The organism is Microbacterium sp. ARD31, from assembly GCF_031844425.1.
On the sequence record NZ_JAUZVE010000001.1, the window covers coordinates 299,118 to 322,062 of the forward strand.

Consider the following 22,945-nt stretch of genomic DNA (forward strand, 5'->3'; position numbering starts at 1 on the left):
CGGCCGGCCGGATAGACTTGACCACGCGAATGGGTCGGCTGGACGGTCGCGTGGCGCGAGAGCGCACCGAGGAACGTCCGGGCTCCACAGGGCAGGGCGGTGGGTAACACCCACCCGGAGTGATCCGCGAGACAGTGCCACAGAGAGCAGACCGCCCCGGTTCCGACCGGGGTAAGGGTGAAAGGGTGGTGTAAGAGACCACCGGGGTCGTGGTGACACGACCCGCACGGTAAACCTCGCCCGGAGCAAGGTCAGACAGGGGATGCCGACGCGGCCCGCTGAGTCCCCGGGTAGACCGCTGGAGCGGCACGGCAACGTGTCGCCGAGAGAGATGACCGTCCACGGGGTTTCGACCCCCGGACAGAACCCGGCGTACAGGCCGGCCCATTCGCCCCCCGGACGACGCGTCAGCGCGCGGTGGTGTCCGCCAGGTCGCTGCCCTGCTCGGCCGGCATGTCCTCACGCTCGCCCGCGAGAGCGAGCGCCGCCGCGCCGATGATGCCCGCGTTGTTGCGGTGCACAGCGGGGACGATCTCGGTCTTCAGATCGAGCAGCGGCAGGAACTTGTCGGCGTGCTTCGAGACGCCGCCGCCGACGACGAACAGGTCGGGCGTGAACAGGAACTCGAGGTGGCCGTAGTACTGCTGCAGACGGCCGGCCCAGGCATCCCATTCGAGTTCCTCGCGCTCCATCGCCGAGTAGGCGGCGAAGTGCTCGAAGTCCTTCTTGTGACCGGGGCGGTGCAGGTGGCCCAGCTCCGTGTTCGGAACGAGGACGCCCTTGTAGATCATCGCGGTGCCGATGCCGGTGCCGAGGGTCGTCAGCAGGACGAGGCCGTTGCGGTCCTTCGCGGCGCCGTAGCGCATCTCGGCGACGCCGGCGACGTCCGCGTCGTTGGCGAAGTGGATCTGGCGGCCGAGTCCCTTCTCGAAGAACGCCTCGGCCTCGAAGTCGATCCACGTGTCGGCGACGTTCGCGGCGGACAGGGTGCGCCCGTTCTTCACGATCGCCGGGAACGCGACGCCCAGGGGGACGTCGGCGTCGGTGACCTCGAGCTTCTCGAGCACCTCGCGCACGGCCGTGAGCACGTCGTCGGGTTCGGCGCCCTTGGGCGTCGGGACCTTGATCCGGTCGGTGAGGAGCGTTCCTTGCGAGAGGTCGACGAGGGCACCCTTGATGCCCGTCCCTCCGATGTCGATGCCGACGGCGGTGGTGGCGGTCCCAGTCATGCCTCCGAGCCTACTGCGACCGCGCGACGGGAATCGTAGGATGCCGGGCGCCGCCTTCGTAGGATGAAGCACACGAGGCCGAGGAGGACCCCATGAGCGACGCCGACAAGTACTGGTACAACCTGAAGACGGGCGAGGTGCAGCAGGGGTACGAGGTGCCGTCGGTCGATCGGGCCGGCCCGTTCGACACCGCCGAAGAGGCGGCGCGCGCTCCCGAGATCATGCGCGAACGCTCCCGCGCGTGGGCGGCGGAGGACGCGGCCGAAGACGACTGAGGCGCGCCCGCGTCGCGTGAGTGCGGCGCCGTGGCGGACCGATAGTCTTGCAGTCGGCTCGGCACCGGGAAGGATGCGATGGACAAGCAGCGTGACTTCGTTCTGAGGACGATCGAGGAACGGGGGGTCAAGTTCATCCGGTTGTGGTTCACCGATGTGACCGGAACCCTCAAGTCGGTCGCGATAGCCCCCGCCGAGGTGGAGGGCGCCTTCGCGGAGGGACTCGGCTTCGACGGGTCCGCGATCGAAGGTCTGACCCGTTCCTACGAGTCCGACTTGCTGGCCCACCCGGACCCCTCCACGTTCCAGACCCTGCCCTGGCGCGGCGAGATCGACCCGACGGCGCGCATGTTCTGCGACATCACGACCCCCGACGGGCAGCCCGCGGTCGCCGATCCGCGCAACGTGCTCAAGCGCGCCCTCGCCAAGGCGGGGGACGCCGGCTTCACCTTCTACACGCACCCCGAGATCGAGTTCTACCTGCTCAAGTCGTCGTCCTTCGGTCCCGAGGGACCCGAGCCCGTCGACTCGGCGGGCTACTTCGACAACGTCCCCGGCGGCACGGCGCACGACTTCCGCCGCCGCTCGGTGCGGATGCTCGAGGACCTCGGCATCTCCGTCGAGTTCAGCCACCACGAGGGTGGGCCGGGTCAGAACGAGATCGACCTCCGGTACGCCGACGCGCTGGCGACGGCCGACAATATCATGACGTTCCGCACCGTCGTGAAGGAGGTGGCGATCGAGCAGGGCGTCTACGCGACGTTCATGCCGAAGCCCCTCAGCGGCAAGCCGGGCAGCGGCATGCACACGCACATGTCCCTGTTCGAGGGCGACATGAACGCGTTCTACGAGGAGGGCGCGCAGTACCAGCTCTCCAAGACCGGCCGCCAGTTCATCGCCGGCCTCCTGCGTCACGCGAACGAGATCTCGGCCGTCACGAACCAGTTCGTGAACTCCTACAAACGCCTCTGGGGCGGGGACGAGGCGCCGAGCTTCATCTGCTGGGGCCACAACAACCGCTCCGCCCTCGTGAGGGTGCCGATGTACAAGCCCAACAAGGGCCAGTCGACGCGCGTCGAGTACCGCGCCCTCGACTCCGCCGCCAACCCGTACCTCGCGTACGCGCTCATGCTCGCCGCCGGCCTCAAGGGCATCGAGGAGGAGTACGAGCTCCCGCCCGAGGCCGAGGACAACGTGTGGTCGTTGACGGATGCCGAACGCCGGGCCCTCGGCTACGGTCCGCTTCCCTCGAGCCTCGACCACGCCCTGGAGTACATGGAGGAGTCCGAGCTCGTCGCCGAGACCCTCGGCGAGCAGGTGTTCAACTACGTGCTGCTGAACAAGCGCCGCGAGTGGCAGGAGTACCGGTCGCAGGTCACCCCGTTCGAGCTGCAGAAGAACCTCGAGATGCTCTGAGGCGATGGCCTCCACCGAGCGACGCGCAGCACTCACCGATCTGGCCCGTGCGGGCTTCTCCGACCTCGAGACATCCTCCGACGCCCTCGACGAGCTGAGCTCCCTCACGGGTGTGGATCGTGACGAACTCGTCGAGGGTGCCCGGCGCGCGGCCGACCCCGACGGGGCGGTGCAGTCCTGCGTACGGATCGGTCGGCGCGATGCCGCCGCCCTGCGCACCGCCATGGACGACGCGGGCGCGGTGCTGTGGTCGCTGCTCGGTGCCTCGTCGGGGTTCGCGGACTTCTTCCTCCGCCACCCCGAGGAGCTCACCCACCTCGTCGGGGCCGGTCGCATGCTCCCCTCGCCGCAGGCGATGCGGGAGGGGCTGCTCGAGGCGATCGGAGCGGATGCCGACGGTTTCGCGGCGGCATCCGATGAATCCGCGTGGGTCGCCCTGCGCGTCCGCTACCGGCGGCTCGTCGCCCTCATCGCGGCGTACGATCTCGCCGCGACCGACGCGACCGACGTCCTGCCCGAGGTGGCGGCCGCTCTCGCCGACGCCGCCGGTGCCGCCCTCGACGCCTCGCTGTGCGCGGCGCGGACGCGTGCGGCGCTCGCGATGTTCCCGCGCGAGCAGGTCGCGGCGACGCGGCTGGCCGTCATCGGGATGGGCAAGACCGGGGCCCGCGAACTGAACTACGTGAGCGATGTCGACGTGATCTTCGTCGCCGGGGTCGCCGACGGCGCCGACCTGGCGGAGGGGCGCGCAATCGACATCGCGACGCGTCTCGCCACCCTCACGATGCGCGGCATCTCGGACGTCGAGATCGAACCGCCGCTGTGGGAGGTCGACCCCAACCTACGACCCGAGGGCAAGCAGGGTGCGCTCGTGCGGACCCTCGACTCGCACCTGTCCTATTACGCCCGGTGGGCGAAGAGCTGGGAGTTCCAGGCGCTGCTCAAGGCGCGCCCGCTCGCGGGCGACCTGGCGCTGGGGGAGGAATACTGCGCGGCCGTGCAGCCGCAGGTGTGGACGAGCAGCGCGCGCGAGAACTTCGTCGACAGCGTGCAGCGGATGCGCGAACGCGTGACGGATCACATCCCCGCCGACGAGGTCGCGCGGCAGTTGAAGCTCGGGCCGGGCGGGATCCGCGACATCGAGTTCACGGTGCAGCTGCTGCAACTGGTCCACGGTCTCGCCGACGAGGGGATCCGGCAGCAGAGCACGCTCGGGGCCCTCGTCGCGCTCGTCGGGGAGGGGTACATCGGACGGACGGATGCCGCGGCCTTCGGCCAGCATTACCGCACCCTCCGGGTCATGGAGCACCGACTGCAGCTGCGCCGGCTGCAGCGCACGCACCTCATGCCGACCACGGACGACGAGCTGCGCGTCCTGGCGCGCGCCACGGGCCTCGCCACCGACGCGGCGGGCATCGGTGCGGTCTGGGAGCGGATCAAGCAGCAGGTGCGCGAGATCCACATCCGTCTGTTCTACCGGCCGCTGCTGTCGGCCGTGGCTGCTCTCCCGGCCGAGGAGCAGGGGGCGCTGTCGTCCACGCAGGCGCACGATCGTCTCGCGGCCATCGGCTTCCGCGATCCCGCCGGCACGCTCCGCCACATCGGCGCACTGACGAGCGGACTCAGCCGCAAGGCCACCATCCAACGGCACCTCATGCCGGTGATGATCCGGTGGTTCGCCGACGGCGTCGACCCCGACTACGGGATGATCTCGTTCCGCCGCATCAGCGAACGCCTCGGCGACACGCCGTGGTTCCTCCGCATGCTCCGGGACTCGTCGGGCGCGGCCGAACGGCTCACCCACGTGCTCTCCGGCTCCCGCTACGCCGCCGACCTCATGGAGTGGATCCCCGAGGCGGTCGCGTGGCTGGACTCGTCCGAACAGCTGCGCCCGAGGTCCGGGTTCGCCCTGCAGCAGGAGGCCCGCGCCATCCAGGCCCGTCACGAGTCGATCGGCGACGCGATGCGGTCGGTCCGTGCGTTGCGACGCCGGGAACTGCTGCGTCTCGCCCTCGGCGGCCTGCTCGGCGAGTTGACGATGGCCGAGCTCGCCGACGGTCTCACGTCCATCAGCGAGGTGACGATCCAGGCGACGCTGCGGGCCGTCTGGCGGGAGGTCGTGCCCCCCGAGGACGATTCGCTCGATTTCGCGGTGATCGCGATGGGGCGCTTCGGCGGCGCCGAGCTGGGCTTCGGGTCGGATGCCGACGTCATGTTCGTCTACGACCCCAACGGTGTGCCGCCTCAGCGCGCCCACGATCTCGCGCTGAAGATCGTGCAGGGTCTGCGCACGCATTCCGAGGACCATCGCGCGCCGTTCGACCTCGACGCGGGGCTGCGGCCCGAGGGCCGGAACGGGCCCATGGCGCGCTCGATCGACGCCTACGCCGAGTACTACCGGCGCTGGTCCCTGTCGTGGGAGGCTCAGGCCCTGCTGCGGGCGAGGGGCGTCGCCGGCAGCGTCAAGCTGATCGCGCGGTTCATGGCGTTGGCGGACGAGGTCCGTTATCCGCTCGATCCCGACCCGCAGGGCCTGCGCGAGATCAAACGCATCAAGGCGCGCGTCGAGAGCGAGCGGCTGCCGCAGGGGGCCGACCGGTCGCGTCATCTGAAGCTCGGCCCCGGCGGCCTCAGCGACGTCGAGTGGCTCGTGCAGCTGCTGCAGTTGCAGCACGCCGCGCAGGTCGAGGGTCTTCGCACGACGTCCACGACACAGGCACTCGCGGCAGCGCAGGGCGCCGGATTGATCCCGGATGCCGCAGCCGAGCGGCTCTCGTCCGCCTGGTGGCTCGCGAGTCGCCTCCGTTCGGCGAACACGCTCCTGTCCGGTCAGACGAGCGACGTGTTGCCGAGCGACCGTGGCAAACTCGACGGGATCGGCCGCCTCCTGGAGTATGAACCGCGCTCGGCCACGCAGGTGGAGGAAGATTGGCTGCGGACCGCGCGGCGAGCCCGCCGCACCTTCGAGAATCTCTTCTACGGCTGAGCGCCGACCCACCGAAAGGCTTCCCCCATGTCTGTTGGACTGCTGGCCGTCGTCGACGACATCCTGAGCGCCGCCCTGAAGGCGTCGTCCAAGACCGCGGGTGTCGTCATCGACGACGCCGCGGTGACCCCGCAGTACGTGCAGGGTGTAACCCCGGCCCGCGAACTGCCGATCGTCGGCAGGATCGCCCTCGGCTCGTTGATCAACAAGTTCCTGATCATCATCCCGATCGCCCTCGTACTGACCGCTTTCGCGCCGTGGGTGCTGCCCTACCTCCTGATCCTGGGCGGCGCCTTCCTCTGCTTCGAGGGTGCGGAGAAGGTCCTCGAGTGGTTCGGGTTCCACCTCCACGCGGAGGAGGAAGCGGAGCGCGACGAGAAGAAGCTCGTGCTGGGCGCCGTCCGCACCGACCTCATCCTTTCGAGCGAGATCATGCTCATCTCGCTGGACAGCCTGGAGGAAGGGCTCGGGATCTGGCAGACCCTCGCCATCCTGGCCGTCATCGGATTCATGATGACGCTGCTCGTCTACGGGGCCGTCGCCCTGCTCGTGAAGATCGACGACATCGGTCTGCGGATGGCGAAGAGCCCGGTCAGGCGCGTCCGCCACAACGGCGCCCGCATCGTGCGGTCCATGCCCGCGGTGTTCCGCGGGATCAGCATCCTGGGGACGGTGGCGATGCTGTGGGTCGGTGGACACCTCGTCCTGGAGAACGTGGGCAAGGTCGGGTGGCACTGGACGACCGACCTCCTGCACGACGTCGAGCACCTGCTCGAGGCTGCCGGTCCGGTCGTGGTCTGGGTCGGCGAGACGCTGGTCTCCGCGATCGCCGGCCTCGTCCTCGGCCTCGTGTTTGTCGGGGTGATCATGCTCGTCGGCCGGCTCCGCGGAGGCCACAAGGAGCACCGCGGCAGTTCGTCCGCCTCCGTTCACTGACCTGTCAAGGGGTCCGGCGGCTGCCGTGCGGGGCCGTACCGTCCAGTCATGACCAACGATCAGAACTCCGCTCCGGTCGAGCCCACCGAGGCGACCGACACCGCCCACTCGCAGGACGACCAGATCGATCACGACACCGCGTACAGCCCCGGCAGCGAGACCGAGACGCAGCAGAAGCAGGACGAGCACGTCTCCGATGAGGTGGCGGGCGACATCGATGAGGATCAGGTCCAGGTCGCACCGGGCACCGGGGGACCCGACGACGTTGGTGAGGTCGAGGTCGACCCGAAGGACATCAACCTCCCCGGCCTTTGACCGGCCTGTCGTCGTACGATCTCGCGGGCCTCGTGGAGAAGGTCCGCGAGCACACCGGAGGCGAGGTGGATCGCAGCATCCCCGCGCTCGCGTCTGCCGATGCCGACCTGGTAGCAGTCGCGCTCGTCAGCGTGGATGGGGAGGTCGCGGCATCCGACGATGCCGGCGTCCTCTTCAGCCTGCAGTCGGCTGTCAAACCATTCCTCTTCGCGCTGGCTCTGGCCGACTCGGACGGCGCTGCGCTCGATCGTGTGGGGATCGAGCCGACAGGCGAGGCCTTCGATGCGATCAAGCTCGAGAGCGGCACGGGACGCCCGCCCAACCCCATGGTCAACGCCGGTGCGCTCCTCACAGCGTCGCTCGTCGACGGCGATGATGTCGCCGAGCGTGACGAGCGGATCCTGCGAGGGCTTTCTGCCTTCGCGGGCAGGTCGCTCGAGGTTGACGAGGAGATCGCGCGGGATGAGCACCTGCTCGGCGATCGCAATCACGCACTCGCGCATCTGATGCGTTCGGAGGGCACGTTGACGGTGACCGCCGACGACGCGGTTGCCGTCTACGCGCGTGCGTGTGCGACGCTCGTCGACGCTCGGGCATTGGCTGTCATGGGCGCGACCCTCGCCCACGGAGGCCGGAATCCGCTGACGGGGGAGCGAGTGGTCTCCGCGGCGGTCGCTCGTGACGTCGTATCCGTCATGGCCACGTGCGGGGTGTACGACGGTTCCGGCAGATGGATGCGGAGCGTCGGCATCCCTGCGAAATCCAGCGTGTCCGGTGCCCTGGTCCTTGCGGCGCCCGGCGTCCTGGGTGCCGCGACGATCAGTCCGCCGCTCGACGAGCGTGGGACGAGCGTGCGCGGCCATGCAGCGGCAGACATCATCAGCGCGGACTTGGATCTGCACGCCTTCGGTGGTCTGTGTTGATACATTGAAGTCAGTCCGACGAAGGGAACTCGGGGGTCTTCGACATGGCAACAGGAGCGAGTCGGATCAGGATCGACCCCGAAGCGCCGGAGCCACCGTTCGTGCAGATGCGCGCGCAACTCCTCGAGCAGATGCAGGCGGGGGAGTTGCCCGCTGGCACGCGCCTGCCGACGGTCCGTCACCTCGCTGCCGACCTCGGCGTGGCACCCGGGACGGTGGCGCGCGCCTACAAGGAGCTCGAAGCGATCGGGGCGATCGAAACCCGCGGCCGCAACGGCACCGTCGTGGCCTGGTCGACGGATGCCGGTGAGCGCCGAGTGCAGGAGCTCGCCGCCCAACTCGTCCAGGTCTCCCGCGAGAACGACGTCCCCGCGGATCGGGTGCGAGCGCTCGTCGACGGTGCCCTCGCCCGCTCGACCACCACGGGCTGACAGGAAGCGGAATGGCCCGCCGGCTGACGCCGACGAGCCATTCTCAGGATCCGGAGATCAGACCCCGAAGTACAGCTCGTACTCGAAGGGGTGCGGGCGCTGGGCCAGCGGCTGGATCTCGTTCTCGATCTTGTACTCGATCCACGTCTCGATCAGCTCGGGCGTGAAGACGTTGCCCCGGGTCAGGAACTCGTGGTCCGCGCGGAGCGCCTCAAGCGAGTCGAGCAGCGAGTTCGGCACCTGCGGGATGCTCTTGGCCTCCTCCGGCGGGAGCTCGTAGAGGTCCTTGTCGACGGGCTCGTGCGGCTCGATGCGGTTGATGATGCCGTCGATGCCGGCCATCAGCTGCGCGGCGAACGCGAGGTACGGGTTGCCCGAGGCATCCGGCGCGCGGAACTCGATGCGCTTGGCCTTGGGGTTCGAACCGGTGATCGGGATGCGGATGGCGGCCGAGCGGTTGCCTGCCGAGTACACCAGGTTGACCGGCGCCTCGAAGCCCTTCACCAGGCGGTGGTAGCTGTTGAGGGTCGGGTTCGTGAAGGCCAGGACCGCCGGGGCGTGGGCCAGGATGCCGCCGATGTACCAGCGGGCGATGTCCGAGAGCCCGCCGTAGCCCTTCTCGTCGTAGAAGAGCGGCTCGCCACCGTTCCACAGCGACTGGTGGGTGTGCATGCCGGAACCGTTGTCACCGAAAAGCGGCTTGGGCATGAAGGTCGCGACCTTGCCCCACTCCTCGGCGGTGTTCTTGACGATGTACTTGAACTTCAGGATGTCGTCCGCCGCGTGGACCATCGTGTCGAAGCGGTAGTTGATCTCCGCCTGGCCGCCGGTGCCCACCTCGTGGTGCGCGCGCTCGAGCTTGAGGCCCGCCTCGATGAGCTTGAGCGAGATGTCGTCGCGCAGGTCGGCCTGCTTGTCGACGGGGGAGACGGGGAAGTAGCCGCCCTTGTACGGGGTCTTGTTGGCGAGGTTGCCGCCCTCTTCGACGCGACCGGTGTTCCAGGCGCCTTCCTCGGAGTCGACGAAGTAGAAGCTCTGGTTCTGCTTCACGTCGTAGCGGACGTCGTCGAAGATGTAGAACTCGGCCTCGGGGGCGAAGAACGCGGTGTCGGCGATGCCGGTCGACGCGAGGAACTTCTCGGCCTTCTTGGCGACCTGACGCGGGTCCTTGGCGTAGATCTCGCCGGTGCGCGGGTTGTAGATGTCGAAGACCATGATCAGCGTCTTCGCCTCGCGGAACGGGTCCAGGTAGGCGGTGGTGACATCCGGGATCAGCTGCATGTCCGACTCGTGGATGTTCGCGAAGCCGCGGATCGAGGAGCCGTCGAAGAGCTGGCCGACCGTGAAGAACTCCTCGTCAACGGTCGAGGCCGGGATGTTGAAGTGCTGCTGCACACCAGGGAGGTCCGTGAAACGGATGTCGAGGAACTTGACGTCCTCGTCCTTGATGAACGCGAGCACCTCGGAAGAATCTTTGAACATGGAGTCTCCAAGATCGGGTGCGATGTCGTCGCCTGTCGGATCAGGCGCCCCTCGAACCTACCGGGATGCAGTTGCCCGGCAGTGTCCCCGATGTTTCGGGGATGTTACGTGCCCCGGATTACGCTGAGACGGTGTCATCGACCCTGCCCGACTACCCCGGCGAACGGCTCGGACGTCCCGCCACCGGCCGCGGCAGCATCGGCCGGCCCGGCCGGCGCATCGGCGCCCTGTTCATCGACTATGCGGCGGCGACGGTCCTGGCGACGGCGTTCTTCGGATACGACCAGTTCGCCCTGCCTGAGAAGGCCGGCTGGACGCTGTTCGCGCCGATGATCGTGTTCGCCGCCCTCCAGATCCTGTTCATCCCCACGCTCGGCGGGAGTCCGGGTCACCGGATCCTCGGGATGCGGGTGGAGCTGGCGCGCGGCGGATGGCCCGGCCTCTGGCGTCCCATCGTCCGCACGGCACTGCTCGTGGTCGTGCTGCCCGCGGTGATCTGGGACGCCGACCAGCGGGGCCTCCACGACAAAGTGGTCGGAACCGTCCTCGTCCGCGGCTGACGCGGCCGCTTACCGGGGTCGCGGAGCGCGGGCGCGCGTCGGGTCGATGCCCTTGGGGATCGGCAGCGACGTCACCGACTGCGACACCGAGTCGATGCGCTTGACGACGGCCGCGAGGGTGGCGCGATCGACGGTCTTGGGCAGCGCCTTGATGGTCTTGGCGAGCTTGGAGATGTGGACGTCGCCCTCGCCGTCGCCGACGTAGAGGACCTCGATGTTGATGCCCGAGGCGACCCGCGCGACCTTCTTGCGCTCATCGTTCACGAGGCGCGTCAGTCGCCCACGCGCACCCTCGCCGATGATGACGACCCCGCCGCGACCGACGGCCCGGTAGACGGCGTCCTGCGTCCGCGGGTTGACACCCACGGGCATGTCGGACGTCACCCAGCTGCGACCGAGACCGGTCGAGAGGATGTGGCCGGTGGCACCCGGCATCCCGTCGAGCTTCTTGTACATGACCCGCGTCGACAGGCGCGTCAGCAGGATCATCGCGAAGAGGAAGCCCATGAGCAGGCCGCTGACACCCCAGAGGATGACGCTCCAGATCGCCACCGGCGGCACGAGGAAGCCGAGGCCGACGCCCAGGGCGACACCGAGGAGCAGGGCACCGATCAAGGCCCACGGCAACCACCGGAACTCGCTCCGGGTGAACGTGTACAGCGAGCGGATCTGGGAGAAGAATCCGGGGCGCTTCTCAGGTGCGGTACTGCGGGATGCCATGTGCTCAGCCTACCTTCGCGGCCCGCGGACTTCTTCACACGTCGTCGGGCGCGGGCGGCTGTCCACCGGTCGTCGGGGCGCAGCCGATCATGGTGGGCGCGGACGGAGGGTGGAGGAATGGAACCCGTCGCTCTGGACATCCCGCCGGCGCTGCGCGAGCTCACCGCGGCCGAGGCCCCGTTCGCAGGGGTACTGCGCGCCGGTGACCCGCCGACCGTGTGGGTGGACGCCGCTGCCTTCGGCGCCTCGCCCGCGTGGGCGGCGCACGGGGCCGAGCACCTCCTCGCCCCGATGGACGCCGCGGGGACGCCGGAAGGTTCCCGTGTCGTCCTGCCGCACTGTCCCGTCAGGCTCGACGAGGTGCTGACGGACGGCTCGCCTCCGCCGGGTGTCCTCGTCACGCTGGCGGTCAGCGCCCTCCGAGGCGCACGCGAGGCGGACGGACTCGGTGCCGAGGCCGGACGATGGTGGGTCACCACCGAGGGCAGACCCGTCCTCGCGTTGACCGGCACGCTCGCCTGGCGCGAGGACACCGTCGACCTCCTCCGGCGGGTGTATGCCGCAGACCCGCCGCTGCAGCGAGCACTCGAGAGCGCCGCAGCGGCGATCGGCGACCCCCGGCTCCTGCGTCGAGAGGGCGAGGCGATCGAAGGCGCGTTGTTCGCCGCGGCGGATCCCGAACCGCTTCCGACGGAACGGCGCGAGGACGGGCACCTGCCTAAGACACGCGAACGCGCCGTGGCTCCTCCGCGCGCGAGTGGGAGCGTCGCCGGCACCGTGCGGGACCTGCTCGCGCGCTTGGTGGACGTGGGGGTCGCCGAGCGGGTCGGGCGCGCGTGGGCCGCGGTCGTCCGTCGCACCCGTGCGACGCCGCGCGCGGGTGATCGGCAGGCAGGCCGGCCCACGGGGGGACGGCGCCGTGTCCTCCTCGTCGCGGCAGCCGTGGCCACGGCGGTCATCGTCGGGGGCGCCCTGTGGCCGTCAGGGGAGGGGGAGCGCCCGGCAGCGGCGGCCGGCGGGTCCGCTGATCCGACGCGCGCGGCGGCGCCGTCGGCATCCGCCTCTCCGGTGCGCGACGAGGATCCTGCGACGGAGGACGCCGCCCGGTCCGATGAGGGGCCGGCGGAGATCGTCGACGCGGCTCGCGGCCTGGTGGACGCGCTGGCTGCCTGTGGTGACGACGCGTGTCTCGAAAAGCTCTGGGAGGAGTCCGGATCGGCCCGACCGATCGACGCCGCGGGTGGGGACTACGCGGTGGAGGTGGTCGACGAGTACGGCGGTGCCGCGGCCGTCCGGATCGTGACGGCCGAGGTGACCCAGGTGCTCGTCATGGTGCGGGTGGAAAAGCGATGGCTGGTCCGCGAGGTGTACGACCTCGCGGACCAGCCATGATCCCGCTGGGGGTGTCAGACGCCGAGCTGACCCTCGAACTGCGCCGCCTCGAGGCGAGCCTTCACCGCGCTGAGGAAGCGCGCGGCGTCGGCACCGTCGATGACGCGGTGGTCGTAGGACAGCGCCAGGTAGACGTAGGAGCGGACGCTGATCGCGTCCTTCCCGTCGACCGAGACGACTCCGGGACGCTTCACGACGACGCCCGTGCCCAGGATGGCCGACTGCGGCAGGAACACCACGGGGGTGTCGAACAGCGCGCCACGCGAACCGGTGTTGGTGAGCGTGAACGTGCCGCCGGCCAGCTCGTCGGGCTTCAGCTTGTTGTTGCGCGTCCGGTCGGCGAGGTCGGCGATCTCGTGCGCGATCTGTGCGATGTTCTTGTCGCCCGCGTCACGCAGGACAGGCGTCAGCAGACCCCGCTCGGTGTCGACCGCGATCGAGAGGTTCTCGCTCGCCGGGTAGACGATCTGGTCGCCGTCGACGGTCGCGTTGATGATCGGGAATGCCTTGAGGGCTTCGGCGGCCGCCAGCGCGAAGAACGGCAGGAACGACAGCTTGTCGCCGGTCTTCTCGAGGAACGAGTTCTTCACCGAGTCGCGGTAGCTCGCAAGCTTCGTGACGTCGACCTCGACGACCGTCGTCAGCTGAGCAGTCTGCTGCATCGACTCGACGGCACGGCTGGCGAGCACCTTGCGCAGACGCGACATCGCCTGGGTGGTGCCGCGCAGCGGCGAGACCTCGACGGCGGCGGGCGCCGGCGCGGCGGCAGCGGCCGGTGCGGACTCGGCCTTGGGGGCCTCGGCGGCCTTGAGGACGTCCTCCTTGCGGATGCGTCCACCGACGCCGCTGCCACGCACGTTCGACAGGTCGACGCCGTGCTGCTGGGCGAGCTTGCGCACGAGAGGAGTCACGTAGGTGACGCCCTCGTCGTCCGACGCCGATTCGGCCGGCGCCGGTGCGGCCGGAGCGGGCTGCTCGGCCTTGGGCTGCTCAGCCTTCGGCTCCTCGGCCTTCGGCTCCTCGGCCTTGGGCTGCTCGGCGGCGGGCGCCTCGCTCTGGGGCGCCGGGGCCTCGGAGGCCTTCTCCTCGGCGGGTGCCGCGGGGGCCGATTCAGCGGGTGCCGCGGCGGCGCCGGATCCGACGCGGGCCAGGACGGCGCCGACCTCGACGGTCTCGTCCTCCTGGACCAGGATCTCGGTCAGCGTGCCGGCGATGGGCGAGGGGATCTCGGTGTCGACCTTGTCGGTCGAGATCTCGAGGAGGGGCTCGTCGACCGCGACGTCGTCGCCGACCTGCTTGAGCCAGCGGGTGACGGTGCCCTCGGTGACGCTCTCACCGAGCTCGGGGAGGACGACGTCCTTCGCATCGCCGGATGCCGCCGGTGCCGGTGCGGACTCGGCGGGGGTCTCCTGCGGGGCGGGCTCGGCGGGTGCGGACTGCTCGGGCGCGGACTCGGCCGGAGCGGACTCGGCGGGCTCGGACTCGGCCGGAGCGGACTCGGCGGGCTCGGACTCGGCCGGCGCGGACGAGCCGTCACCGATCTTCGCGAGCACGGCGCCGATCTCGACGGTCTCGTCCTCCTGCACGAGGATCTCCTCGATGACGCCGCTGACGGGCGAGGGGATCTCGGTGTCGACCTTGTCGGTCGAGATCTCCAGGAGTCCTTCATCGGCCTGGACGGAATCACCGACCTTCTTGAGCCAGCGGGTGACCGTTCCCTCGGTGACGCTCTCACCGAGCGCGGGGAGGACCACGGATGTGCTCATGACTGTGTCTCCTTCAAGAAAGTGCGATGTGCTGTCTAGCTTAGTGTCGCCCGTGCGACGGGGTCAGACGGTATGGAGGGGCTTGCCCGCGAGAGCGAGGAACGCCTCGCCGAGGGCTTCGCTCTGGGTCGGATGCGCGTGGACGAACGGTGCGATGTCCTCCGGGTGGGCTTCCCATCCGATCGCGAGCTGCCCCTCGGTGATGAGCTCGCCGACGCGGTCGCCGACGAGGTGCACGCCCACGACGGGGCCGTCCACGATGCGGACGACCTTGGCGAAGCCCGCGGTCCCGAGGATCTCGCTCTTCGCGTTGCCGGCGAGGTTGAACTCATAGGCCGCGACGCGATCCCCGTGCGCGGCGCGCGCCTGCTCCTCGGTGAGGCCGACCGAGGCGACCTCCGGGTGGGAGTACGACACGCGCGGGATGGTCGATTCGGGGACGGCGACCGGCGCGAGACCGGCGATCCGCTCCGCCACGAAGATGCCCTGCTGGAAGCTGCGGTGCGCGAGCTGGAGCCCGGGGACGATGTCGCCCACGGCCCACACGTGGGGCACCGAGGTCTGCAGGTCGTCGCCCACGACGACGAACCCGCGGTCGCGGGTGACACCCGCCTCGTCCAGGCCCAGGCCGTCGGTGACGGGACCCCGTCCGACCGCCACGAGGACGTAGTCCGCCTCGACGACGGCTCCGTCCGACAGCGTGACGGCCACGCCGTCCTCGCGCGGCGAGACGCCCTCGCAGCGGGTCGAGAGGGCAGTCCGGATGCCGCGCTTGCGGTACGCGCGTTCGAGGGCCTTGCTCGACGCGGCATCCTCTGCCGGGAGCAGTCGGTCGAGGGCCTCGACAATGAGGACGTCGACGCCGAGCGAACGCCACGCGCTCGCGAACTCGACCCCGATGACCCCGCCGCCCAGGACGACCACCGAGCCGGGGACGGTGTCGAGCGTCAGCGCGGTCTCGCTCGTGAGCACCCGTCCGCCGACCTCGACCCCCGGAAGCGACCTCGTCTGCGAGCCCGTCGCGAGGATGACATCCGCACCCGCGTACTCGTCCTCGCCGACGATCACGGACCGGTCCGCGCTCAGCCGGCCCTCGCCCGCGACCACGGTGATGCCGCGCGTGGACAGCAGGCTCTGCAGGCCGCGGTACTTCTTGGCGACGATGCCTTCGCGGTAAGCGGTCATCCGCGCCGGATCGAACCCCGTCAGCGAGGCGTCGACGCCGACCGCGGCGGCTTCCCGCACGTGGTCAGCGATCTCCGCGGTGTGGAGGAGCGCCTTGGTCGGCACACAGCCGCGGTGCAGGCAGGTTCCCCCGACCTTGTCCTTCTCGATGAGGGCGACTTTCTTGCCCAGCTCGCTCGCGCGGATCGCGGCGGCGTACCCGCCGCTGCCGCCGCCCAGGACGACGACGTCGAACTCGTGGCGGCTCATCGGATCTCCGCCTCGAGGAAGGCGAGCAGCGAACGGACCGTCGCCGCCGTGGGTCCCTTGTCGGTCGGGCCGAAGGGCGAGGCCTTGTTCTCGCCGCTGCCCGCGATGTCGAGGTGCACCCACGGGATGCGGGGGGCGTCGGCAGCCTCTCCCGTGCGGCCGACGAAGCGGCGCAGGAAGAGCCCGGCGAACATCGTGCCGCCCGCCGGGTCGCCGACCTTGGCGTTGCGGAGGTCCGCGATGGGGGAGTCGAGCTCGTCCTCCATGTGGTCGGGGAGCGGCAGCTGCCATGCGGCCTCACCGGCGGATGCTGCCGCCTCGAGGTAGCGCGCCACGGTCGCGTCGTCGCCCATGACCCCCGTGTGGCGGTTGCCGAGCGCGACGATCACGGCACCCGTGAGCGTCGCGACGTCGACGATGACATCGGGTCGCGTCCGGCTCGCCGCGACGAGCCCGTCGGCGAGGACGAGGCGGCCCTCGGCATCCGTGTTGAGGACCTCGACACTCGTCCCGTCGAGCATCCGCAGGACGTCGCCGGGGCGGGTCGCGCGCCCGGAGGGCATGTTGTCGGCGATGCACAGCCACGCGGTCACCGCGATCGCCAGTTCGCGCTGCGCGGCGGCGCGCACCACCGCGAGCGCGGTCGCCGCGCCCGCCATATCGAACTTCATCCCGACCATGGATGCCGGTGGCTTCAGCGACAGCCCGCCGGTGTCGAACGTGATCCCCTTGCCCACCAGGGCGATGTGGCGGTCGGCGCCCGCGGGGGAGTAGGTCAGGCGGACGAGACGCGGCGGACGGTCGGACCCTTTGCCGACGCCCAGGATGCCGCCGTAGCCCTGCGCCGCGAGCTCGGTCTCGTCGAGCACCTCGACGTCGACGGGGAGCCCCGCGACGGCCTCGATGGCGCGCTCGGCGAGATCGGCGGGTCCGAGCCACTCCGCGGGCACGTTGACGAGGTCCTTCACGAGGGCGACGGCGGACCCGGTGACGTCGACCGCGCGCAGCTCCTCCGGGTCGACGTCGGCCGACAGATGCAGGACGACGTGGGAGGCGCGGGTCTTCCCGGACTCGGAGGACTTGTACCCCTCGAAGCGGTATCCGCCGAGGACCGCGCCTTCGGCCGCGGCGCGCCAGTGCGCTTCGGCGTGCGGGAGGGCGACGGCGAGCCGGGCGAACCCCGTCGTCGTGCGCACGGCGGCACCGACGGCATCCCGGATCGCCTCGGCCGAGGGTGCAGAGCCGGTCCCCACGACGAAGAGGGGGAGCGCGGTGGCTGCGGGGGCGAAGACCCGGGTCGTGGTCCCGGGGGTGCCGCTGAATCCGATGCCGCGGAGGACCTCCTCGACACCCGGCCAGTCCGCGAGGACCGACGCCGCCTCGTCGAGGGGCGGGAGGGCGAGGATGATCGCGTCGGCACCGCCGTCGCGTGCAGGAGAAGTGGACACGGTCAGCTCGGGGTACGGCATGGACTCCATCCTATGGACGGGGGCGTTCGCTCAGAGCGGGACGGGTGGCGCGCCGCCTGCTTCGGGCGTGCTCCTACAGTGGAGACATGCCCCTGTCTGGTCCCCTCTACGAGCGCATCACGACGGCGCCGCCCGTGCCCGCGGGCCTTCCGCTGGTCGTCGCGTTGACCGGCTTCACGGATGCCGGTTCCGCGGTCACCCGCGTCGTCGACCACCTGCACACCGAGCTCGACCCGCAACCGGTCATCACCTTCAACCCGGACGTGCTGTTCGATTACCGCGCCCGCCGGCCCCTCATCACCTTCAACGGCGACCACCTCGAGGACTACCAGCCTCCCCGTCTCGACCTCGCGCTGGTCCACGACTCGCTGGGTCAGCCCTTCGTCCTGCTGTCCGGCTACGAGCCCGACTTCGCCTGGGAGGCCTTCGTCGACACCGTCGTCGGACTCGCCGAGGGGCTGCAGGTCCGGTCCGTCACGTGGGTGCACGCGATCCCGATGCCGGTGCCCCACACGCGGCCGCTGGGGACGACGGTCAGCGGCAACCGCGCCGACCTCACCGAGGCGCACTCCGTGTGGAAGCCCCGCACCCAGGTCCCCTCGACCGCCGGGCACCTCCTCGAGTACCGGCTCTCGGATGCCGGTGTCTCGGTGTCCGGGTTCGCCCTGCTGGTGCCGCACTACCTCGCGGAGACGGACTTCCCCGCGGCGGCGATCGCCGCGCTCGACAGCGTCTCCGTCGCGACCGGTCTCGTCTTCGACAGCGACACCCTCCGCGAGGAGAACCGGGAGTACCTCGAGAAGGTGGACGACCAGGTCGCGGCCAGTGAGGAACTGACCGCCATGCTCGGCAACCTCGAGAACCGTTACGACGCCTACATGGCGGGCTCGACGCAGGCCCAGCCGATCATCCACACCGGCGATCTGCCGTCCGCCGACGAGCTGGCCGCCGAGCTCGAGCGGTTCCTCGCGAACCGTCCCTCCGGCGACGACGACCGGCGCCCCGGGCTCGGCTGAGTCGCACTCCGCGCCGCCGTGACAGCATTCCGCCGGGGAATGCGCACAAGGTATTCGGTGTTGACACGGGTACGTCCTTCATGCATCCGAGACGTATGAGAGAATGGACGAAATGACCCGTTGTCGGGCCCGTGGAGTCGCTTCCGTGCGAGTCCGGCGGACTTGACAAGGGTCTTACTAGTGTCCGAAACCCGGCGGAGTGCCGTCGGTGAAAGGCGAAACGTGACTTCGAGCACGAGGACCACCCGTACACGCGCGGCCGACACGGTCGACGCCGCCGAAGCGGTCGAGCCCGAGGCGGCGACCACCCCGGCGAAGAAGGCCCCGGCTCGCAAGGCCGCGGCGAAGAAGCCTGCCGCGACGAAGGCGTCCCCGGCCAAGGCACGCGCCAAGAAGGCAGCCGACGACGAGGACGAAGACGAAGAAGTCGACGAGGTCGAGATCGATGTCGACGCCGCCGACGATGCCTCGGACGACGACACGAAGAAGGATGCCGAGAAGGCGGACGGCGAGGACGAGGACGAGCCCGCGAAGCCTGCCTTCACCGAGCCGCTCCCGACGGGCGCGATCGTCATCTCCTCCTCGGACGACGACGAGGTCCCGGTCTACTCGACGCAGATCACCGGTGCGACCGCCGACCCGGTCAAGGACTACCTGAAGCAGATCGGCAAGGTCCCGCTCCTCAACGCGGCCGAAGAGGTCGAGCTCGCGATGCGGATCGAGGCGGGCCTGTTCGCCGAGGAGAAGCTGTCGCACATGACGGCTGCCGAGAAGTCGTCGCAGCTGGGTCTCGACCTGCAGTGGGTCGCCCGTGACGGGCAGCGCGCCAAGAGCCACCTGCTCGGCGCGAACCTGCGACTGGTCGTCTCGCTCGCCAAGCGCTACACCGGTCGCGGCATGCAGTTCCTGGACCTCATCCAGGAGGGCAACCTCGGCCTCATCCGTGCCGTCGAGAAGTTCGACTACACCAAGGGCTTCAAGTTCTCGACCTACGCCACCTGGTGGATCCGTCAGGCGATCACCCGCGCGATGGCCGACCAGGCGCGCACGATCCGCATCCCGGTCCACATGGTCGAGGTCATCAACAAGCTGGCCCGCGTGCAGCGGCAGATGCTTCAGGACCTGGGTCGCGAACCCACGCCCGAGGAGCTCAGCCGCGAGCTCGACATGACGCCCGAGAAGGTCATCGAGGTCCAGAAGTATGGCCGCGAGCCCATCTCGCTTCACACGCCCCTCGGTGAGGACGGCGACAGCGAGTTCGGCGACCTCATCGAGGACACCGAGGCCGTGGTCCCCGCCGACGCCGTCGGTTTCACGATGCTGCAGCGTCAGCTGGAGTCCCTGCTCGACTCGCTCAGCGAGCGCGAGGCGGGTGTCATCCGGATGCGGTTCGGCCTCGGCGACGGTCAGCCCAAGACGCTCGACCAGATCGGCGACACGTTCGGCGTCACGCGGGAGCGGATCCGTCAGATCGAGTCCAAGACGATGGCGAAGCTGCGGCACCCGTCGCGGTCGCAGTCGCTCCGGGACTACCTCGAATGAGCGGCGCCGCGAACGAGGGCAAGGAGCTCACGCGAGCGGTCGACGGCGCGACGTACGCCCGGATCCCGATCCGGACGCACGTCGTCATGCCGGGCGAGGACATCGACGAAATCGTCGCGACCTACGCCTCGCCCGAGCTGCAGCCCGGTGATCTGCTGTTCGTGACGGAGAAGATCGTCGCGATCACGCAGGGCAGGTCGTACCTCGTCGAGGACATCGCGCCGCGCCCGCTCGCGCGTTTCCTCTCGCGCTACGTCGTCAAGACGAAGTACGGCATCGGCCTGGGCATGCCCGAGACGATGGAGATGGCGCTGCGCGAATGCGGGACGCCCCGCATCCTGTTCGCCGCGGGCGTCGCCGCGATCACGAAGCTGTTCGGACGACGCGGTGACTTCTACCGGATCGCCGGCGACAAGGCACGGTCGATCGACGGGCCGACTCCGCACACGATCCCGCCGTACAACAAGGCGGTCGTGCTCGGTCCGAAGGAGCCGGCCGCCGTGGCCGCGCGCCTGAAGTCCCGTCTCGGCGGCGCGTTCGAGGTGGCGGTCGTCGACATCAACGACATCGGCGGCAACATCCTCGGGTCGACGCTCGACAAGGCCGGGGAGCAGCGGCTCGTCCGCATCCTCTCGGACAACCCGCTCGGTCAGGGACACCAGTCCACGCCGCTCGGCATCATCCGTCCGTCGAAGGGCTGACCGTGGGCGCCGTCAACAGGTTCTATCGCCGTGCCCGCTTCTTCGTGCGCCGGGTGGTCAACTTCGACACCGAGCGTGTGCTGCAGTTCGCCCGTCAGTCCGCGCGGCTGTCGAAGGCGCCGCTGTGGTGGGTCGTCGCCGACATGGCCTGGTGCTCGGTGCGCTACGAGACGACGTTCGAGAACTACTCGGAGTGGGACTTCCGCATCCTCAAGGGTCGTGAGCGCAAGACGTACATGACCGACCCCAAGTCGTTCCACCTCTCGCGACGCCTCAACGACAACGCGCAGCGGGCGATCTTCGACGACAAGCTCCAGTTCGCCACCCGTTTCGGGCCCGAGTTGGGTCGTGAGTGGCTCGACCTCGGTGAGTCGGATGCCGCGGCCTTCGCCGCCTTCGTCGCCCGCCACCCGCGCATCATCGCCAAGAACCCCGGCGGCGTGGGCGGCAACGGGATCACGCTCGTCGAGTCCGTCGACATCGGGGACGTCGACGCCTTCCGCGATCGGCTGCTCGCCGACGGTCAGACGCTCGTCGAGGAGGTGCTCGTGCAGCATCCCGACATGGCGGCGCTGTACCCCGGGAGCGTCAACTCGCTCCGGATGGTGTCCTACCTCGATCCCGACGGCGAGGTGCACGTCCTCGCGGGTGTGCTGAAGATCGGCAACGGCGGCGTCATCGACAACTTCAGCAACGGCGGCATGTACACGATGCTCGACGAGCAGGGTCGTGCCCTGCACGCCGCCAGCGACGAGGAGGGGCGCCCCTTCGCCGAGCACCCCGCGACGGGAACACCCATCACCGGGTTCCAGGTGCCGCTCTACGACGAGGTGCTCGAGCTCGTCGACCGGCTCGCGCGTCGCGTGCCGGCCTTCCCGTACATCGGGTGGGACATCGCCATCACGCCCGACGGCCCCGTCGTCATCGAGGGCAACCACAACTCCGGCGTCTTCCAGTCGAAGCCCTCGGTCTCCGGCATCCGTCGCGGTCTGCTGCCCCGCTACCGCGCTGCGATGCGCTTCTGACCGACCCCAACCGAAGGGACCGACATGCGCCGCATCCGCGTCCGCCTGCAGTACCTGATCCGTCGCGCACGCAAGCTCCGCCCGGGCAACCTCGTCGAGTTCGCGCGGACCGTCCAGCGGGTGTCGAAGGCGCCGCTGCCGGTGATCATCGCGGACATGCTGTGGTGCTCGGTGCGCTACGACATGGCGTTCCGCGACTACGCGGTGTGGGACATCCGGCTCCTGAACGCGCGTGAGCGGAAGACGTGGATGACGCATCCGAAGTCCTTCCGCATCACGAAGATGTACAACACACCCGAGGGGCGCTCGAAGCTCGAGGACAAGCGCCGGTTCGCCCGCGAGTACGCCGATCTGCTCGGTCGCGAGACGATCGATCTGCGGGACGTCGACGACGCGCAGCTGGCGGCGTTCCTCTCCCGGCACCCGCGTGTGCTGGCCAAGCCCAACGAGGGTCACGGCGGCGGGGGGATCGAGCTCCACGAGGTCGGCCCCGACGTCGACCCGGCGCGGTTCCGGGCCGAGGTGACCGCCCAGGGCCAGACGGTGCTCGACGAGTTCATCGTGCAGCACCCCGAGATGTCGGCGCTGTACCCGGACGCGGTCAACACCGTCCGGCTCATCACGTTCCTCGACAAAGACGACCGTGTGCACCTGCTGGCGGCCGTGCTGCGCATCGGCAACGGCGACGTCATCGACAACTTCGCCTCGGGCGGGATGTTCACGATGCTCGACGACGAGGGCGTCGCGCTGTACCCCGGTGTCGACAAGAACAGCAACGTCTACCGCGAGCACCCCGTGACGGGAACGCCGATCGTCGGATTCCGGGTGCCGCTCTACAGCGAGGTCCTCGATCTGGTCGCCGCCCTCGCCCGTCGGACGCCCGAGGCGCCCTATGTGGGCTGGGACATCGCGATCACCGCGAACGGTCCCGTCGTCATCGAGGGCAACCACAACTCCAGCGTCTTCCAGCCGAAGCCGTCGGCGTCGGGTGTGCGGACGGGCCTCCTCCCGGTGTACCAGGCGGCCGTCGGGTTCTGACCGGCATCGCGAAAGCCCCCTGCATCGCAGGGGGCTTTCGTCGTGATCGGGATGCCGCGGCTCAGACCGACTCGGTCAGGCGGGCGGTCTCGTCGTGCCACGAGGTGGCGACGGCGCGGAGCTTCTCCTCGTACTTGCGGCCGTGGTGGGCGCAGAACAGGAGTTCGCTCCCGTTGACCTCGGCGGCGATGTAGGCCTGGGCTCCGCAGGAGTCGCAGCGATCCATCGCCGTCAGGCGGTGTTCGAGGACGGCTCCGGGCTCGGTGGTGGTCGACGTGCTCATGTCAGG

At 69.7% G+C, this 22,945-nt stretch carries 21 protein-coding genes and 1 other RNA gene; 15 read left to right on the top strand and 7 right to left on the bottom strand.

Annotated elements, in window-relative coordinates:
- The first annotated feature begins 30 nt into the window (after positions 1-30).
- Positions 31-391, top strand: an RNA gene (gene rnpB / locus Q9S36_RS01505) — RNase P RNA component class A.
- Between the two features lie 16 nt (positions 392-407).
- On the opposite strand, the gene ppgK is transcribed toward rnpB, so the two are convergent.
- The gene (gene ppgK / locus Q9S36_RS01510) at positions 408-1,229 is read right to left on the bottom strand and encodes a polyphosphate--glucose phosphotransferase (RefSeq protein WP_311283674.1); all 822 of its coding nucleotides are present in this window, start codon (positions 1,227-1,229) and stop codon (positions 408-410) included.
- Positions 1,230-1,321: 92 nt separating this feature from the next.
- Between ppgK and Q9S36_RS01515 the strand changes: the two genes are divergently transcribed.
- From Q9S36_RS01515 to Q9S36_RS01545, 7 genes are all read left to right on the top strand, one after another.
- Positions 1,322-1,504 (top strand): SPOR domain-containing protein, encoded by a 183-nt coding sequence (locus tag Q9S36_RS01515; RefSeq protein WP_253034582.1) that lies wholly within the window; start codon positions 1,322-1,324, stop codon positions 1,502-1,504.
- A 78-nt stretch (positions 1,505-1,582) separates the two neighbouring features.
- Positions 1,583-2,920 carry a type I glutamate--ammonia ligase gene (gene glnA, locus Q9S36_RS01520; RefSeq protein WP_064002148.1) on the top strand — a complete coding sequence of 446 codons (1,338 nt, stop codon included), beginning with the start codon at positions 1,583-1,585 and terminating at the stop codon, positions 2,918-2,920.
- A 4-nt stretch (positions 2,921-2,924) separates the two neighbouring features.
- The gene (locus Q9S36_RS01525) at positions 2,925-5,906 is read left to right on the top strand and encodes a bifunctional [glutamine synthetase] adenylyltransferase/[glutamine synthetase]-adenylyl-L-tyrosine phosphorylase (protein WP_311283675.1); all 2,982 of its coding nucleotides are present in this window, start codon (positions 2,925-2,927) and stop codon (positions 5,904-5,906) included.
- Between the two features lie 27 nt (positions 5,907-5,933).
- Positions 5,934-6,842, top strand: a complete 909-nt coding sequence (locus tag Q9S36_RS01530; RefSeq protein ID WP_311283676.1) for a DUF808 domain-containing protein — start codon at positions 5,934-5,936, stop codon at positions 6,840-6,842.
- A gap of 48 nt (positions 6,843-6,890) precedes the next feature.
- Complete coding sequence (locus tag Q9S36_RS01535) at positions 6,891-7,157, top strand: hypothetical protein (RefSeq protein WP_311283677.1); 267 nt, start codon at positions 6,891-6,893, stop codon at positions 7,155-7,157.
- Positions 7,154-8,080, top strand: coding sequence for a glutaminase A (gene glsA / locus Q9S36_RS01540; protein ID WP_311283678.1), 927 nt, complete (start codon positions 7,154-7,156; stop codon positions 8,078-8,080). Before Q9S36_RS01535 ends, glsA begins: the two co-directional genes overlap by 4 nt.
- Positions 8,081-8,187: 107 nt before the next feature.
- Entirely contained in the window at positions 8,188-8,511 is a 324-nt protein-coding gene (locus Q9S36_RS01545; protein WP_311283679.1) for a GntR family transcriptional regulator, read from the top strand.
- 57 nt (positions 8,512-8,568) lie between these two features.
- On the opposite strand, the gene glnA (Q9S36_RS01550) is transcribed toward Q9S36_RS01545, so the two are convergent.
- Positions 8,569-9,993 carry a type I glutamate--ammonia ligase gene (gene glnA, locus Q9S36_RS01550; RefSeq protein ID WP_311283680.1) on the bottom strand — a complete coding sequence of 475 codons (1,425 nt, stop codon included), beginning with the start codon at positions 9,991-9,993 and terminating at the stop codon, positions 8,569-8,571.
- Positions 9,994-10,124: 131 nt separating this feature from the next.
- Here glnA (Q9S36_RS01550) and Q9S36_RS01555 point away from each other — a divergent pair, with 131 nt between their 5' ends.
- The gene (locus Q9S36_RS01555; protein WP_396653713.1) at positions 10,125-10,553 is read left to right on the top strand and encodes an RDD family protein; all 429 of its coding nucleotides are present in this window, start codon (positions 10,125-10,127) and stop codon (positions 10,551-10,553) included.
- Positions 10,554-10,562: 9 nt separating this feature from the next.
- On the opposite strand, the gene Q9S36_RS01560 is transcribed toward Q9S36_RS01555, so the two are convergent.
- Positions 10,563-11,273, bottom strand: coding sequence for a DUF4191 domain-containing protein (locus Q9S36_RS01560; protein ID WP_311283682.1), 711 nt, complete (start codon positions 11,271-11,273; stop codon positions 10,563-10,565).
- A 117-nt stretch (positions 11,274-11,390) separates the two neighbouring features.
- Between Q9S36_RS01560 and Q9S36_RS01565 the strand changes: the two genes are divergently transcribed.
- The gene (locus Q9S36_RS01565; protein WP_311283683.1) at positions 11,391-12,665 is read left to right on the top strand and encodes a hypothetical protein; all 1,275 of its coding nucleotides are present in this window, start codon (positions 11,391-11,393) and stop codon (positions 12,663-12,665) included.
- Positions 12,666-12,679: 14 nt separating this feature from the next.
- Here Q9S36_RS01565 and sucB read toward each other — a convergent pair whose 3' ends face one another.
- The 3 genes from sucB to Q9S36_RS01580 form a co-directional block, all read right to left on the bottom strand.
- Positions 12,680-14,431 carry a 2-oxoglutarate dehydrogenase, E2 component, dihydrolipoamide succinyltransferase gene (sucB, locus tag Q9S36_RS01570; protein ID WP_311283684.1) on the bottom strand — a complete coding sequence of 584 codons (1,752 nt, stop codon included), beginning with the start codon at positions 14,429-14,431 and terminating at the stop codon, positions 12,680-12,682.
- A 63-nt stretch (positions 14,432-14,494) separates the two neighbouring features.
- The gene (gene lpdA / locus Q9S36_RS01575) at positions 14,495-15,865 is read right to left on the bottom strand and encodes a dihydrolipoyl dehydrogenase (RefSeq protein WP_311283685.1); all 1,371 of its coding nucleotides are present in this window, start codon (positions 15,863-15,865) and stop codon (positions 14,495-14,497) included.
- The gene (locus Q9S36_RS01580; protein ID WP_311283686.1) at positions 15,862-17,334 is read right to left on the bottom strand and encodes a leucyl aminopeptidase; all 1,473 of its coding nucleotides are present in this window, start codon (positions 17,332-17,334) and stop codon (positions 15,862-15,864) included. Before Q9S36_RS01580 ends, lpdA begins: the two co-directional genes overlap by 4 nt.
- Before the next feature lie 86 nt (positions 17,335-17,420).
- On the opposite strand from Q9S36_RS01580, the gene Q9S36_RS01585 reads away from it, so the two are divergent.
- From Q9S36_RS01585 to Q9S36_RS01605, 5 genes are all read left to right on the top strand, one after another.
- Positions 17,421-18,350 carry a proteasome assembly chaperone family protein gene (locus Q9S36_RS01585; protein WP_064002137.1) on the top strand — a complete coding sequence of 310 codons (930 nt, stop codon included), beginning with the start codon at positions 17,421-17,423 and terminating at the stop codon, positions 18,348-18,350.
- Between the two features lie 222 nt (positions 18,351-18,572).
- Positions 18,573-19,892 carry an RNA polymerase sigma factor gene (locus Q9S36_RS01590; protein WP_311283688.1) on the top strand — a complete coding sequence of 440 codons (1,320 nt, stop codon included), beginning with the start codon at positions 18,573-18,575 and terminating at the stop codon, positions 19,890-19,892.
- On the top strand, positions 19,889-20,593 hold the full coding sequence (locus Q9S36_RS01595; protein WP_064002135.1) for a coenzyme F420-0:L-glutamate ligase: 705 nt from the start codon (positions 19,889-19,891) through the stop codon (positions 20,591-20,593). Before Q9S36_RS01590 ends, Q9S36_RS01595 begins: the two co-directional genes overlap by 4 nt.
- A 2-nt stretch (positions 20,594-20,595) precedes the next feature.
- Positions 20,596-21,618, top strand: coding sequence for a sugar-transfer associated ATP-grasp domain-containing protein (locus Q9S36_RS01600; RefSeq protein ID WP_311283689.1), 1,023 nt, complete (start codon positions 20,596-20,598; stop codon positions 21,616-21,618).
- 24 nt (positions 21,619-21,642) lie between these two features.
- Positions 21,643-22,656, top strand: a complete 1,014-nt coding sequence (locus tag Q9S36_RS01605; protein WP_217531711.1) for a sugar-transfer associated ATP-grasp domain-containing protein — start codon at positions 21,643-21,645, stop codon at positions 22,654-22,656.
- Positions 22,657-22,717: 61 nt separating this feature from the next.
- Here Q9S36_RS01605 and Q9S36_RS01610 read toward each other — a convergent pair whose 3' ends face one another.
- Positions 22,718-22,939 (bottom strand): hypothetical protein, encoded by a 222-nt coding sequence (locus Q9S36_RS01610; RefSeq protein ID WP_018186680.1) that lies wholly within the window; start codon positions 22,937-22,939, stop codon positions 22,718-22,720.
- Positions 22,940-22,945 lie beyond the last annotated feature (6 nt).

What these genes read in the sequence shown, in the direction of transcription:
- Q9S36_RS01605 (WP_217531711.1), top strand. Translation starts at nt 21,643, where the DNA reads ATGCGCCGCATCCGCGTCCGCCTGCAGTACCTGATCCGTCGCGCACGC.
- glnA (WP_064002148.1), top strand. Translation starts at nt 1,583, where the DNA reads ATGGACAAGCAGCGTGACTTCGTTCTGAGGACGATCGAGGAACGGGGG.
- Q9S36_RS01565 (WP_311283683.1), top strand. Translation starts at nt 11,391, where the DNA reads ATGGAACCCGTCGCTCTGGACATCCCGCCGGCGCTGCGCGAGCTCACC.
- glnA (WP_311283680.1), bottom strand. Translation starts at nt 9,993, where the DNA reads ATGTTCAAAGATTCTTCCGAGGTGCTCGCGTTCATCAAGGACGAGGAC.
- sucB (WP_311283684.1), bottom strand. Translation starts at nt 14,431, where the DNA reads ATGAGCACATCCGTGGTCCTCCCCGCGCTCGGTGAGAGCGTCACCGAG.
- Q9S36_RS01515 (WP_253034582.1), top strand. Translation starts at nt 1,322, where the DNA reads ATGAGCGACGCCGACAAGTACTGGTACAACCTGAAGACGGGCGAGGTG.
- lpdA (WP_311283685.1), bottom strand. Translation starts at nt 15,865, where the DNA reads ATGAGCCGCCACGAGTTCGACGTCGTCGTCCTGGGCGGCGGCAGCGGC.
- Q9S36_RS01535 (WP_311283677.1), top strand. Translation starts at nt 6,891, where the DNA reads ATGACCAACGATCAGAACTCCGCTCCGGTCGAGCCCACCGAGGCGACC.
- Q9S36_RS01580 (WP_311283686.1), bottom strand. Translation starts at nt 17,334, where the DNA reads ATGCCGTACCCCGAGCTGACCGTGTCCACTTCTCCTGCACGCGACGGC.
- Q9S36_RS01595 (WP_064002135.1), top strand. Translation starts at nt 19,889, where the DNA reads ATGAGCGGCGCCGCGAACGAGGGCAAGGAGCTCACGCGAGCGGTCGAC.
- ppgK (WP_311283674.1), bottom strand. Translation starts at nt 1,229, where the DNA reads ATGACTGGGACCGCCACCACCGCCGTCGGCATCGACATCGGAGGGACG.
- Q9S36_RS01530 (WP_311283676.1), top strand. Translation starts at nt 5,934, where the DNA reads ATGTCTGTTGGACTGCTGGCCGTCGTCGACGACATCCTGAGCGCCGCC.
- Q9S36_RS01585 (WP_064002137.1), top strand. Translation starts at nt 17,421, where the DNA reads ATGCCCCTGTCTGGTCCCCTCTACGAGCGCATCACGACGGCGCCGCCC.
- Q9S36_RS01610 (WP_018186680.1), bottom strand. Translation starts at nt 22,939, where the DNA reads ATGAGCACGTCGACCACCACCGAGCCCGGAGCCGTCCTCGAACACCGC.
- Q9S36_RS01525 (WP_311283675.1), top strand. Translation starts at nt 2,925, where the DNA reads ATGGCCTCCACCGAGCGACGCGCAGCACTCACCGATCTGGCCCGTGCG.
- Q9S36_RS01560 (WP_311283682.1), bottom strand. Translation starts at nt 11,273, where the DNA reads ATGGCATCCCGCAGTACCGCACCTGAGAAGCGCCCCGGATTCTTCTCC.
- Q9S36_RS01545 (WP_311283679.1), top strand. Translation starts at nt 8,188, where the DNA reads ATGCGCGCGCAACTCCTCGAGCAGATGCAGGCGGGGGAGTTGCCCGCT.